The organism is Peiella sedimenti, from assembly GCF_030504955.1.
GTDB classification, from domain to species: Bacteria; Pseudomonadota; Alphaproteobacteria; order Caulobacterales; family Caulobacteraceae; genus Brevundimonas; species Brevundimonas sedimenti.
In genome coordinates this window covers 166,313-178,919 of the sequence record NZ_JAUKTR010000001.1, presented here as the reverse complement: position 1 = coordinate 178,919, position 12,607 = coordinate 166,313, and the positions used below count along the sequence as shown (strand labels likewise).

Sequence of the window (12,607 nt, the reverse complement as noted above, 5' to 3'; positions counted from 1 at the left end):
CAGGCCTGAGGCCTTCGCAGCGTCGTCTGTGAAACGCCTCTGACCCGCCCGCCGGAAGCCTGATCGGCCCGGCGCGACCTGTCACGCCTTTTACCGGACACTCCCATGAACATCTCACGCGCGGAGCAGCGGACGCTGCACGTGCTGGCCCAGGGCGGCGGCATCCTTCTGGAGCGCGACGCCTTCGGCCGCATCCTCGAAGCCGTCTGCATGACGCGGGACGGCCTGCGGCTCGGCGACTGCACCCTGTCGGTGTGGCGCAAGCTGAAGCGTAAGGGTCTGATCGCCTCGCACGGCGGCGGCCCCTACCGCATCAATCGCGAGGGGCTGGCGCGCCTGCGCAGCCAGCTGGACAACCGGGTCTCAGCCCGCCGCTGGTGACCGCTTGAGGAAGAGGACGCGCGCGGCGCCGTAGTCGCGCGCGTCCAGCCGCTCGTAGCCGGGCGTCTCGATGTCGGGCTCGTCGGCGCCGCGCTCATAGACCACCACCGCGTCCTCGGTGATCCAGCCGCCCTCGATCAGCCGGACCAGCGCCTTTTCGCCCAGGCCCAGCCCATAGGGCGGATCGAGGAAAACGAGCCCGAAGGCCTCGCCCGCCGAACCCGGCCTGACGCCCAGATCCGTCGCGTCCCGCCGATGCACCCGGCAGCGGCCGAACAGGCCGAAGGCGTCCATGTTGTCCCGGATGGCGCCTCGGGCCGCCTCATCCGTCTCCACGAACAGGCAGAAGGCCGCGCCCCGGCTCAGGGCCTCGAACCCCAGCGCGCCCGAGCCCGCGAATAGGTCGATGACCCGCGCGCCCTGAAGCTCCGGCGCCCAGGCGGCGTGCTCCAGCACGTTGAACACGGCCTGGCGCGCGCGGTCGCTGGTGGGCCGCGTGTTGCGCCCCTCCGGCGCCTGCAGCGCCCGGCCCCTGAACTCGCCCGAGATGATCCTCATGCGCCGTCTTCTAGCGCAGTCTCCTCCTCGCGCCAGCGCAGCGGCGGCGCCTCATCGCGCAGGGCCTCCAGCGCCGCCTTCAGCCGCGCCATGACCTCTGGCCTGCCGCCCTCGCGGCTGACGGGCTCGCCAACGACCACGCAGCAGGTCAGCGGCACCGGCAGGTGCGCCCCCTTGGGCAGGACGCGGCCCGCCCCTTGTATCCAGACCGGGATCAGCGGCGCGTCGGGATAGGCTTCGGCCAGCCTGGCCACCCCGCCCTTCAGCGGCCCCAGCGCCTCGGCCTGGCCGCGCGAGCCCTCGGGGAAGACCAGCACGATCTCGCCGGCGTCGAGCGCCGCCTTGGCGGGCGCCAACACATCCTCGCCGCGCTGGACCTTGCGCGCGATGGGCGTGATCCCCACCAGCCGCCGCGAGAACCACGACAGCACCGGATTGGACAGGAAGTAGTCCGCCGCCGCCACGGGCCTGACCTTGCCCACGGTCCGCGCATCGAACACCGACAGCAGGAGCAGCGTGTCCACATGGCTGTTGTGATTGGCCGCCAGGATGGCCGGGCCGCTCTTGGGCAACCGCCCGCGATGCATGACGTCCGCGCCGGTCATCAGCAGGGCCAGGGGCCGCGCCACGGCCCTGAGGAACACCAGCCTCAGCCAGCCGGGCTCAGAAGCTGTCGAGGGCATAGAAGGCCAGCACGTGGAAGAAGAAGGGGGCGGTGAAAACCAGGCTGTCGACCCGGTCCAGCACGCCGCCATGACCGGGGATTAGGCCCGAGGCGTCCTTGACCCCCAGGTCCCGCTTGATGGCCGAAAGCGTCACGTCGCCCGCGAAGCCCGCCAGGGGCAGACCAAAGGCCATGGCCAGCCTGCCGACCCCTTCCAGCGGTGTGAAGACCGGCGCCAGCAGCCAGATCAACGCCCCGGTCAGGACCCAGCCCCCGATCAGACCCTCCCAGGTCTTGTTGGGACTGACCGCCGGAATGACCTTGTGGCGTCCGAACAGCCGCCCGCAGACGTATTGCAGCACGTCGTTCAGCTCGGTCATGACCAGCAGGAAAAAGACCAGCCCCGCCGCGCCCGCGACCGGCAGCTCGGCCTCGGGCACGTTCATCAGCATGGCGCCATAGCCCAGCGCATAGACGCAGCCCAGCACGCCCCACTGGATGATCGCGGCCCGGGCCAGGTAACCCTTGGTCTGGCCGATGACGCACATCAGGAACGAGGCCAGAAGGAAGAACCACACCGGCGCCGCCACGAGATATATCAGATAGAGCCGCGTCCCGATCAGGGCGTAGCTGACCGGGATGGTCAGAAAGGCGAACAGCAGGACCAGCCGGTCCTCTCGCCGCAAGGGCGCCAGCGACAGGAACTCCCTCAGCGCCAGGAACGAGATCAGGGCGAACAGGGCGATCACCGCCGTCCGCCCGGCCAGCAGCGCCGCCGCGATCAGCAGGATCATCACCCACCAGGAGGCCACCCTCTTGCGCAGCTCGCCGTGGTCGGCCCCGGGCTTGAGCCTGGGCATGAGAAGCGCCGCCGCCGTCCCCAGCAGCAGCACGCCCAATACCCCTGCCAGACCCCAGACCAGGGGCTCAGGCGCATCCATCGGGATCGGGAAGGCGGATAAGGACAAGGCTCGCCTCCGGGCGGGGGGATCGCTAAGCCTGACAATGGCTGAATCGCGCGGAGCCCGCCATGCAGGACCTTGAACATCGCCGGCCTGTGAAGGCGCGCGGCTTGCCGGCCATTTCCCACACGGCCTTCACCCTGGCGCGGCTGGGGGTCTCGGCCAACGCGGTGTCGGCCGCCTCGGTCGTGCTGGCGGCGCTGGGCGGCTGGGCCCTGGCCCAGAGCGGCGAGGCCGCGGGCGGCGCGCGCATCCTCTGGCTCGTCCTGGCCCTGATCGGGGTCAACGGGCGGCTGCTCTGCAACGTGCTGGACGGGCTGATCGCCGTGGAGCAGGCCAGGGGCTCGCCCACCGGCCCCATCTGGAATGAGCTGCCGGACCGTCTGGCCGACGCGCTTCTGCTGGTGGGCGCGGGCTATGGCGCCGCGGTGCTGGCGCCCCAGTGGGGCCCGGCGCTGGGCTGGCTGGCGGCGCTCCTGGCGGTACTGACCGCCTATGTGCGCGAGCTGGGCCGGTCACTCAGCGGCCAAACCGACTTCGCCGGGCCGGCCGCCAAGCCCCTGCGCATGGGCCTTTTGAACATCGCCATCGCCGGCGCCCTCATTGAGCCGCTGGCGGGCTTCAAGGGCCACGCCCTCATGCTCGGCCTGATGGTGATCGCGGCCCTGACGGCGCTGACCGTGGCCAACCGCACGCGCCGGCTGGCGGAGCGGCTGTCTCAGTAACGGAGCGTCAGTCGCCGATGCCGCCGAAGCAGACGTATTTCAGCGACTGGTACTCGCTAAGGCCGTGGATCGAGCCTTCGCGGCCGTAGCCGGACTGCTTGACCCCGCCGAAGGGCGCGACCTCGGTGGAGACCAGCCCCTCGTTCACGCCGACCACGCCGAACTCCAACGCGCGGGTCATGCGCCAGCAGCGCCCGGCGTCCTTCGAGAACAGATAGGCGGCCAGGCCGTACTCGGTGTCGTTGGCCATGCGGATGGCCTCCGCTTCATCGGCGAAGGTCTGCAGCGCGATGACCGGACCAAAGACTTCGGTGCGGGAAATCTCCATCTCCGCCGTGACGCCGGTCAGCAGGGTCGGCGCGTAGAAGGTCCCGCCCAGCTGGGGATGCACGCGGCCGCCGCGCCGCAGCTGCGCCCCGGCCTCGATAGCCTGGCCCACCAGCCGCTCCACCTTGGCCACGGCGTCCTGATGGATCAGGGGCCCGATCTCGGCCTCAGGGTCCGTGGCGGGGCCGACCTTAAGCCCGTCGATCAGGGCCTCGATGCGGGCGACGAAGGCGTCCTGGACGTCGCGGTGCACCAGCACGCGGTTGGCGGCGGTGCAGGCCTGGCCGCCGTTCCTGAACTTGGCCGCCTTCAGCGCCTGGAGGGCCACGTCCAGATCGGCGTCGTCGAGGACGATGAAGGGCGCATCCCCGCCCAGCTCCAGCGACAGCCGCTTCAGGGTCGGCGCGGCCGCCTCGGCCAGCTTGCGGCCCGTCTGGGTCGAACCCGTGAAGGACAGCTTCCGGACCCGCATGTCGTCCTGCCAGGCCTGGACCACGCCCCGCGCATTGCCGTGCGCGGCGGGCACCAGGTTCAGCAGGCCCGGCGGGAACTCCGCCTCTTCCGCCAGGGCCGCAAGGGCCAGGGCCGACAGGGGCGTGTCCGCCGCCGGCTTGCCCACCACGGTGCAGCCCGCCGCGATGGCCGGGGCCATCTTCCGCGCGATCATGGCGTTGGGGAAGTTCCAGGGCGTGACCACCGCCGCCACGCCCAGCGGCTCGGTCAGGGCGAACATCTCGCGCCCGTCTTTGTTGCGGGGAATGACGTCGCCGCCGTTCCGGCGCGCCTCCTCGGAAAACCACTCGATGTAGCCGGCGCCGTAGGCGATCTCGGCGCGGCTTTCGGACAGCGGCTTGCCCTGCTCCAGAGACATCAGGCGGGCCAGGTCCTCGGCGTGCCGGGTCACCAGATCGAACCAGCGGCGCAGGAGGTCCGAGCGGGTCTTGGGCAGGGCCTTGCGCCAGGTCTCGAAGGCCTCGGCGGCCGCGTCCGCCGCCTGGCGCGCCAGCTCGGGTCCGCCGTCCAGCACCTCGGCCACCACCGAGCCGTCGGCGGGGTTCTGCACCTTGAAGGTCGGGCCGTCGGTGATCCACTGCCCGCCGATATAGGCGCCGGTGCGGATCAGGTCAGGGCGGTCCAGCTTCAGCGAGATCAAAGCGCGCTCCGGTACAGGCTCTCGGCCGCCTCATGGGTCATGGGGCGGGCGTTGTTGACCAGGATGCGCTCGATCTTCATGGCGTCGGCCGCCATCATTGGCACGTCCGTCTCGGCCACGCCCATCAGGGTGATGCGGCGCTCCAGCGGCAACGCATCCAGCAGGCGGTCGATCCCGCGGATGAAGCCCTCGGCCGACAGATCGCCGCCGGTCAGGTCGGCGGGCAGGTCCGCCGCCAGCTCCGCATACAGATGGCCGCACGCCGGGGCGTTGAACTCCAGCACCTGTCGGAAGACCAGCGCATTGGCCAGGCCGTGCGGCACGCCAAAATGCCCGCCCAGCGGATAGGCCAGGGCGTGCACGGCCCCCACCGGCGCGTTGGTGAAAGCCAGCCCCGCCAGCATTGCGCCCTCCAGCATGGCGCGCCGCGCCGCCACGTCGCCGGGCTCGGCCAGCACCTGGCGCAGATTGCCGCTGAGCAGGCGCAGGGCCTGGCGCGCCAGGGCGTCAGAGACCGGGTTCTTGCGCAGGCGGGTGGTGTAGGCCTCGACCGCGTGCACCACGGCGTCGATGCCGGTCATGGCCGTGGCGCGGGTGGGCAGGCCCAGGGTCAGCTCGGCGTCCAGCAGGGCGATGTCGGCGACGGCGATGGGATGGTTCACCGCCACCTTCTCGTGCGTGGGCGTGGTGACGACGGCGATGGGGGTGACCTCCGATCCCGTGCCGGCGGTGGTCGGAACCATGATCATCGCAAGACGGCCCCCGCCGTCGTCGTTCAGCGCCATGACGGCGTCCACGTCGCGGTCCGCGCGGGCCAGGGCGACCACCTTGGCCGTGTCCATGGACGAGCCGCCGCCGAACCCCACGATCAGGTCGCAGCCCTCATCTTGCGATAGATCGACGGCGCGCTGGATCGAGCCCCACGAAGGGTCGGGCTCCACCCCATCGAAGACGGCGACCGGAAGACCGGCCCCGGTCAGGGCGGCCTCGGCCCGTGCGGCCAGACCCGCCGCCACGAGCCCCGCGTCCGTCACCAGCAGGACCCTTGTTCCGCCCAGCTCCTTCGCCAGGTCGCCCAGGCGCGACACGCCGCCGTCCTCGACGATCAGGCGCGGCGCGGGGTGACAGACATAGGGCATGGCGGCTCCTCCGGTCTCGAAGGGATAGCGCCGACGGGCGGGCGGGGCTATGTCGGGCGCAAAATTCGCACGAAGCGAAGAGGAAACGCTATGACCCGCTCGGCCCATATTCGCCCTGGCCTGCTGCTCGCCGCCTGCTCCGCCCTTTCGCTGTCGGCCTGCGCCAGCCTGCCCGGCATTGGCGCCCCTGAGACGCCGCCCGCCGCGCCAGAGGCGCCGGCCCAGCCGTCCTACGTCCGCGATGTCCACTCCTACGCCCGGCCCGAGATCGCCGCCGTCACCCACGTGGACCTGAACCTCAACGCCGACTTCCAGGCCAAGACCCTGGCCGGGACGGCGACCCTGAACGTGCGCGCCGCCGAGGGGGCGAACGAGGTCATCCTCGACGTCCGCAACATGGACATCCGCGCGGTGCGCGTGGACGGTCGCCCCGTCCAGCATCGCCTGGGCCAGTCCGACGCCATCCTGGGACGGCCGTTGCACATCCCGCTGCCCGGCGGCGGGACGCACCGGGTCGAGGTCGACTACGCCACCCGTCCCGACGCGGCGGCCCTGCAGTGGCTCAGCCCGTCCCAGACGGCGGGCGGCCAGCACCCGTTCCTGTTCAGCCAGGGCCAGGCCATCCTGACCCGCACCTGGGTTCCGACCCAGGACAGCCCCGGCATTCGCCAGACCTATACGGCGCGCATCACCGTGCCTGCCGAGCTGCGCGCGGTCATGAGCGCCGAGATGCTGACGCCCGAGGGCGAGCCGGCGCCCGGCGGCCGCAAGGCCTACCGCTTCCGCATGGACAATCCGATCCCGCCCTATCTGATGGCCATCGCGGTCGGCGACATCGCCTTCCAGCCGCTGGGACCCCGCACGGGCGTCTACACCGAGCCGTCGCGCCTGGCCGAGGCGGCGCACGAGTTCGCCGATCTGGAGCGCATGGTCGAGGTGGCCGAGGGCATCTACGGCCCCTACCGCTGGGGCCGCTACGACCTGCTCATCCTGCCGCCCTCCTTCCCGTTCGGCGGCATGGAGAACCCGCGCCTGACCTTCGCCACGCCGACCATCGTCGCCGGCGACCGTTCGCTGGTCTCGCTGGTGGCGCACGAGCTGGCGCACAGCTGGTCGGGCAACCTGGTCACCAACGCGGTGTGGGACGACTTCTGGCTCAACGAGGGCTTCACCACCTATTTCGAGAACCGCATCATGGAGGCCATGTACGGCCGTGAGCGGGCGCTGATGCTGCAGTCCCTGGGCTGGCGCGACCTGCACGAGACCATCGCCGATACGCCCGAGGCCGACGAGCGGCTCCAGCTCGAGCTGGCCGGGCGCGACCCCGACGAGGGCATGAGCGACATCGCCTATGAAAAGGGCGCGGCCTTCCTCCGCCACATCGAAAGCGTGGTGGGCCGTGAGAACTTCGACCGCTGGATGCGCTCCTACTTCGACCGCCGCGCCTTCCAGCCCATCACCACGGCGGGCTTCGTGGCGGACATCCGCGAGAACCTGATCCGCGGCAATCAGGACTGGGAGCGCCGCATCGGCTTCGACGCCTGGATCCACCAGCCGGGCGTGCCCGCCTTCGCCCAGGTCCCGCAGTCCGGCGCCTTCGCGGCCGTGGACGCCCAGGCCCAGGCCTTCGCCGCCGGAGGCCCCGCCTCGGCCGTGACCTGGTCCAACTGGTCGACCCAGGAGCGTCAGCACTTCCTGGGCGCCCTGCCCCAGCAGCTGACCGCCGCCCAGCTGGCGGACCTGGACCGCACGCTGGGCCTGTCCCAGGCCGGCAACAGCGAGGTGCGCTTCGCCTGGCTGCAGATCGCCGTGCGCAACCGCTATGAGCCCGCCCTGCCCTCGCTGGAGCAGTTCCTGACCAGTCAGGGCCGGCGCAAGTTCATCGCCCCCCTGTTCCAGAGCCTGATGAACCAGGGCGACTGGGGCCAGCCCATCGCCCGGCGCATCTACGCCCAGGCGCGGCCGGGCTATCACTCGGTCACCACCGGCACGGTGGACGGCATCGTCGGCTGGACCGGCTGATACCCGTCTAAGGGGCGGGAGCGCGCCTCCCGCCCTTCTCACCTCGGCCCGGGCCGCCTATAGAGCCGCGCCATGACCGACTTCCGCACCCTCGACGATCTTTCCGCCGCGGCCGGAAAGGCCGCCCTCGTCCGCGTGGACTTCAACGTGCCCATGGAGAACGGGCGCGTCACCGACGACACGCGCCTGCGCGCCGCCCTGCCCACCATCCAGCGCCTGCGCGACCTGGGCGCCAAGGTGGTGCTGCTGGCCCACTTCGACCGGCCCAAGGGCGAGCGCGTGCCGTCCATGAGCCTGGCCCCGGTGGTCGAGACGCTGGAGGCCCTGCTGGGCGCGCCCGTGCGCTTCGCCGAGGACTGCGTGGGCGAGGCCGCCAAGGCCGCCGTGGCCGACCTCGATCCGGGCGGCGTGCTGCTGCTGGAGAACGTGCGCTTCCACAAGGGCGAAGAGAAGAACGACCCCGCCTTCGCCGCCCAGCTGGCCGAGGTGGGCGACCTCTATGTCAACGACGCCTTCTCGGCCGCGCACCGCGCCCACGCCTCCACCGAGGGGCTGGCCCGCCTGCTGCCGGCCTATGCGGGCGAATCCATGCGCCGCGAGCTGGAGGCGCTGGACGCCGCCCTCGGCAAGCCGGTCAAGCCGGTCATCGGCATCGTCGGCGGGGCCAAGGTCTCGACCAAGCTGGACCTGCTCAAGAACCTGGTCGGGCGGCTGGACCGGCTGGCCATCGGCGGCGGCATGGCCAACACCTTCCTCTACGCGCAAGGGGTCGATATCGGCGGCTCCCTGGCCGAGAAGGACATGGCCGAGACGGCCCGCGAAATCCTGGCCGAGGCCGAGGCCAAGGGCTGCGAGATCCTGCTGCCCCAGGACGTGGTCGTGGCCCGAGAGGTCAAGCCGGGCGCCGAGGCCCGCACGGTCCTGGCCCGCGAGGAGATCGGCGATGACGAAAAGATCCTCGACGCCGGCCCGCTCAGCGTCGAGCGGCTGACCAAGGCCATGGCCCTGTCGCGCACCCTGATCTGGAACGGCCCGCTGGGCGTGTTCGAGGTTCCGCCCTTCGACGCCGCCACGGTCAAGGCCGCTCAGGCCGCGGCCCAGCTGGCCAGGTCCGGCGCCATCACCGCCGTCGCCGGCGGGGGCGACACGGTGGCGGCCCTGAACCACGCGGGCGTGGCCAAGGACATGACCTTCGTCTCCACCGCGGGCGGCGCCTTCCTGGAGTGGATGGAGGGCAAGGTCCTGCCGGGGGTCGAGGCGCTCAGGCGCTAGGGTGCAAGGGCGGGGATCGCGAGGGCGTCGTCACAGCCACTCGACCCCGTCATCGTCGCGCTCCGCCTCCTCGCTCTGCTCCCAGTCCTCCTCGTCTTCATCTTCATCCGGGTCATAGGGCGGCAGGCCCTGGGCGCGCCGTTCGGCCCTCAGCTCCTTGGCGCGGCGGGCCAGCCGCCGCAGCAGTTCCTCGCGCATCTCGTCCTCGCGCCGGGCGTCCATGGGCGGCCCCCAGTCGGGGCCAAGGCCCGCGTCCCGCTGCGCCCGCGCCAGCCGGCCATAGGCCTCCGCCAGGCCCGACAGCACCCTGGCCTCGTTCCACAGCCGCCCATGCATGGCCCGGCCCGAGGCGATCACCGCCTGGCGCATCAGGGCGGCGGGCGTGGCTTCGTCGCCGGGGCCGGCCGCTTCGTCGACCAGACCCTCGAACAGGCGGGCGGCGCGCGCCTTGGGCGAGCGTTCGGCCTTGACCCTCAGCGCCTCATCCCGCGCCTGGGCTTGCGCCAGGGCCTGGGCGTCGCCCCAGTCGCGCTTGGTGGCCTTGTGCCGCGTGATGCGCGCCCGGATCGCCTGAACCGAGACTCTCCACTTCGCGGCGAGAAAAGGCGCGGTGGCCCCGGCCTTGTACTCGTCTAGGATCATCTTCCACGTCGCCCGCGACAGGTGATAGTGGGCGGGCCGCGTCTCGTGATCGTCGGGCTCCGGGCCGGGGTCCGCGTCAGCGTCTGTGTCGCTCATCCCGCCAGTCTGCGCCGGCCCGGATCGGCGTGGATAAGTCCCCGCCTCAGTCCTCGATGATCTCCACGCCCTGGCGCTCCAGCTCGGTCATCCGGTCGCGCATGGCCTGCACATGCGCGGGCGGATGCGGGGTCCAGCGTTCGACCTCGGCCACCACGCGAAGGGCGTGGCGGCTGCGGTAGGACAGGGTCGGATTGCCGGGAAACCGTTTGTCCGTCAGGTTCGGGTCGTCCTCAATGGGGCCGGTCGGCTCGACCACATAGATGCGCTCGCGGCCCGGCGCCCGGGCCAGCTGGGCGCCCCAGGCGGCCGCCTCCAGCGTCGCCGTCAGATAGACGAAGGCCGCCGCCGGGCGGCTGCCGAAATTGGGGGCGTATCCCGGATGGATCAGGTCGCCGGGGACCAGGTCCGCCCGCGTGCCGTGGTAAAGGGTCTGCGTCGCGCGCGCGTCATCGGTGGTCATGGAGGCTCCGCCCTTCAGAAAACAGGGGGCGGATGACGGCGCAAAAATCGCCGCCGGCCAATTCTTGAACTGAACTTTGTTCTCCCCAGATCACTGGCAGGCGGGGGGCGTTGGTCGCCGTTTTCGGACGGCCTTTCCCCGCGCTACGGAGGTGGGCCCTTTTCATCGCCTTACGGCCTGCCTAACGTCGCGTCGGGGAGAACGCGACCATGGCTTCATCCGACCTGAAAGGCTGGCTGACCGACGCTAATCCGCTCGTCAGGCCGGCCACCCGAGCATCGGCGCTGCGCGCCGCCAGATGGGGCGCGATCTCGCTGGTCGCTTCGGCCTTGGTGCTCTTGCTGAGCTCGGTCGAGCTGGTCCTCAACCGAGACGCTTTTGTCGCCTTGATGAGCGCGCCTGTCGAAGCGCCGGGCGTCTCTTCGGCGGAGGCTGATGCGGTGGCTTCCATGACGGCGGCGATGGCGGAGGGCATGTTCCTGCCCGTGTTGATCTGGGGCTTTCTGTTCGTCGCCCTCTATCTGGGACTGGCCGTGCTTCAGTGGCGTCAGCCGAACGTCTGGATTCCAGCGATCATCCTTGTCTGGACACTCGTCGGCGTGCTGGGCGCTCTGTCGGTTTATCTGTTCCCCCTGATGGGCCTGCCCATGCCGGCCGACCAACCCACCGTGACGTCCGCCTGGACGACCGGGCTCAGTTGGATAGTTCAGACCGCCGGTGCCGTCCTCTTGATCACCAGCATTCGCGGCGCCCGTGCGCTGGAGAAGATGCCGGCCTGAGCCGCCCAATCTCTCATGCAGGATCATCGCCGGGCGACGGCGGCGGCGCGTCAAGGACGCGCGCCTGCGTCAGGCGCGCGCCGCGCCGGTCGGCCCTTCAGGGCCGATCCTTGACCCGCCCCGCCAGCCCGGCATGCTGGCCGCCGAGAGACTCACGGGGGGTTCTTGGCCGACGCCGCCAGCTGATCAAGCCACGAAGACCTGCTTGCGATGGTAGGCGAGGTAATCGTTCGCGGATTCTGGAAATCCGTCGGTGGTCCATTCCGCCGGTGTTTCCGCCACCCCAAAGCGTTGCCGAACGAGTTGCTCGAAGCCCAGGCGCCTAAGGTCCTCGTCGGGCACCCGCTGCGACACCATCACCTGCCCTGAGGGGCTAAAGGTGATGAACCCTCGGTCAAAGAGGTGATCGGCGTCCGGTGTCAGCAACAGTCCATTGGCGCCATCCAGCCGTTCGTTCGCTGTTCTGCACGCGCGCCACGGTTTGATGTGGCTGGCGATGAGAAGTGCCGGATTTCTGATCCCGGTTAGACGACACGCACTCTCCCGCGCCTCCACATACTTTCTGAACACGCCTTGGCCGCGTCGCGCCTGTATGACTTTGTCCTTGATCGTCGTGTCGAGCCCAGGATCTCTTTCGATCGCCCGCTGAACTGCGTCGTCTAAGCGCTCGGCGACGGCCTCATATGTCAGGCTATTGCCACCGCCGCTCATCAAGACGTCGCTCCTGAAAACGGTTGCCGCGACAAGTAGCTCGAAGACGTCCTGTGTGATGCTAGCGAGGTAAGCCTTCTGGTTTCCGTTCCCAGTCATTGGGCTAATGGGAGAATACTTCTCGGGGAGGAGAGGGCTCAGTTCGTCAATCAGTGTCTTCGGACGGACGGGAGGCCGCAAGGGCGTCCGGAATACCGGGAGGTACCAGCCCTCCTGATCCCAATAAGCGCCGATTGAGCCGAATTCCTCCGGTTTGGGCGCGGTGATAGCGAAGTCGGCGACTCTGCCAATCGAGCCGATCTGGCCGTTGGCGAACGACAGAACGATATCGCCGGGTGAGGCCAGTCGCATGTTGTCGTAGAATTGGCTTCGGGCGCCATTCCGCTCGAATTTTGGGGACCAAAGGTACTCACCTTCGATCTCCTGCCGAAGCGTCTGCTTATGATTGACCCACCAATAGCCCGGCATCAGCGGGGGCGCACCCGAAACGGATGCTGCTCAAACCTGAGCAGGTCGTGCTTCTTCGCGAACCACGCCACGAACTCAGCGGGCGTCTCACCGTGGCCCCAAAACCGCTTCAGTTCTTCAGGGGACAAGCCTGCGTCGATACTGTCTATGCACCAGTCCCGGCGCATTTGAAGATCGACAGCCTTGATCCACCCTTCGAGCGACATGGCATCCTCCGCGTTAAGGATTGTTCGCCCATCTCCACG

General features: G+C 69.9%; 14 protein-coding genes. 5 read left to right on the top strand and 9 right to left on the bottom strand.

The window, feature by feature from the left end:
- Positions 1 to 105: 105 nt before the first annotated feature.
- On the top strand, positions 106 to 381 hold the full coding sequence (locus Q0812_RS00890; protein ID WP_302108406.1) for a YjhX family toxin: 276 nt from the start codon (positions 106 to 108) through the stop codon (positions 379 to 381).
- Here the strand turns inward: Q0812_RS00890 and rsmD are convergent.
- From rsmD to Q0812_RS00875, 3 genes are read right to left on the bottom strand one after another with little or no spacing between them, the layout of a single operon-like run.
- Positions 364 to 939, bottom strand: coding sequence for a 16S rRNA (guanine(966)-N(2))-methyltransferase RsmD (gene rsmD, locus Q0812_RS00885; RefSeq protein ID WP_302108405.1), 576 nt, complete (start codon positions 937 to 939; stop codon positions 364 to 366). The genes Q0812_RS00890 and rsmD overlap by 18 nt on opposite strands.
- A complete protein-coding gene (locus Q0812_RS00880; RefSeq protein ID WP_302108404.1) occupies positions 936 to 1,622 on the bottom strand; it encodes a lysophospholipid acyltransferase family protein in 687 nt (228 codons plus the stop codon). Before Q0812_RS00880 ends, rsmD begins: the two co-directional genes overlap by 4 nt.
- Positions 1,603 to 2,571 (bottom strand): phosphatidate cytidylyltransferase, encoded by a 969-nt coding sequence (locus Q0812_RS00875; protein WP_302108403.1) that lies wholly within the window; start codon positions 2,569 to 2,571, stop codon positions 1,603 to 1,605. The genes Q0812_RS00880 and Q0812_RS00875 overlap by 20 nt, the downstream gene beginning before the upstream one ends.
- 62 nt (positions 2,572 to 2,633) lie before the next feature.
- Between Q0812_RS00875 and Q0812_RS00870 the strand changes: the two genes are divergently transcribed.
- Positions 2,634 to 3,290, top strand: a complete 657-nt coding sequence (locus tag Q0812_RS00870; RefSeq protein ID WP_302108402.1) for a CDP-alcohol phosphatidyltransferase family protein — start codon at positions 2,634 to 2,636, stop codon at positions 3,288 to 3,290.
- A gap of 7 nt (positions 3,291 to 3,297) precedes the next feature.
- Here Q0812_RS00870 and Q0812_RS00865 read toward each other — a convergent pair whose 3' ends face one another.
- Entirely contained in the window at positions 3,298 to 4,770 is a 1,473-nt protein-coding gene (locus tag Q0812_RS00865) for an NAD-dependent succinate-semialdehyde dehydrogenase (RefSeq protein ID WP_302108401.1), read from the bottom strand.
- The gene (locus Q0812_RS00860) at positions 4,767 to 5,909 is read right to left on the bottom strand and encodes an iron-containing alcohol dehydrogenase (RefSeq protein ID WP_302108400.1); all 1,143 of its coding nucleotides are present in this window, start codon (positions 5,907 to 5,909) and stop codon (positions 4,767 to 4,769) included. Before Q0812_RS00860 ends, Q0812_RS00865 begins: the two co-directional genes overlap by 4 nt.
- Before the next feature lie 90 nt (positions 5,910 to 5,999).
- On the opposite strand from Q0812_RS00860, the gene Q0812_RS00855 reads away from it, so the two are divergent.
- Both Q0812_RS00855 and Q0812_RS00850 read left to right on the top strand, forming a co-directional pair.
- The gene (locus Q0812_RS00855; protein WP_302108399.1) at positions 6,000 to 7,931 is read left to right on the top strand and encodes a M1 family metallopeptidase; all 1,932 of its coding nucleotides are present in this window, start codon (positions 6,000 to 6,002) and stop codon (positions 7,929 to 7,931) included.
- Between the two features lie 72 nt (positions 7,932 to 8,003).
- The gene (locus Q0812_RS00850) at positions 8,004 to 9,203 is read left to right on the top strand and encodes a phosphoglycerate kinase (RefSeq protein WP_302108398.1); all 1,200 of its coding nucleotides are present in this window, start codon (positions 8,004 to 8,006) and stop codon (positions 9,201 to 9,203) included.
- 30 nt (positions 9,204 to 9,233) lie between these two features.
- On the opposite strand, the gene Q0812_RS00845 is transcribed toward Q0812_RS00850, so the two are convergent.
- Together Q0812_RS00845 and arr are read right to left on the bottom strand one after the other, a co-directional pair.
- On the bottom strand, positions 9,234 to 9,941 hold the full coding sequence (locus Q0812_RS00845; protein WP_302108397.1) for a hypothetical protein: 708 nt from the start codon (positions 9,939 to 9,941) through the stop codon (positions 9,234 to 9,236).
- Between the two features lie 46 nt (positions 9,942 to 9,987).
- Positions 9,988 to 10,404 (bottom strand): NAD(+)--rifampin ADP-ribosyltransferase, encoded by a 417-nt coding sequence (arr, locus tag Q0812_RS00840; protein ID WP_302108396.1) that lies wholly within the window; start codon positions 10,402 to 10,404, stop codon positions 9,988 to 9,990.
- A gap of 209 nt (positions 10,405 to 10,613) precedes the next feature.
- Here arr and Q0812_RS00835 point away from each other — a divergent pair, with 209 nt between their 5' ends.
- Positions 10,614 to 11,183: a hypothetical protein gene (locus Q0812_RS00835; RefSeq protein WP_302108395.1), complete on the top strand. Its 570-nt coding sequence runs from the start codon at positions 10,614 to 10,616 to the stop codon at positions 11,181 to 11,183.
- A gap of 186 nt (positions 11,184 to 11,369) precedes the next feature.
- Here Q0812_RS00835 and Q0812_RS00830 read toward each other — a convergent pair whose 3' ends face one another.
- Positions 11,370 to 12,362: an HNH endonuclease gene (locus Q0812_RS00830; RefSeq protein WP_302108394.1), complete on the bottom strand. Its 993-nt coding sequence runs from the start codon at positions 12,360 to 12,362 to the stop codon at positions 11,370 to 11,372.
- The gene (locus Q0812_RS00825; protein WP_302108393.1) at positions 12,362 to 12,568 is read right to left on the bottom strand and encodes a hypothetical protein; all 207 of its coding nucleotides are present in this window, start codon (positions 12,566 to 12,568) and stop codon (positions 12,362 to 12,364) included. Before Q0812_RS00825 ends, Q0812_RS00830 begins: the two co-directional genes overlap by 1 nt.
- Between the last annotated feature and the right edge of the window lie 39 nt (positions 12,569 to 12,607).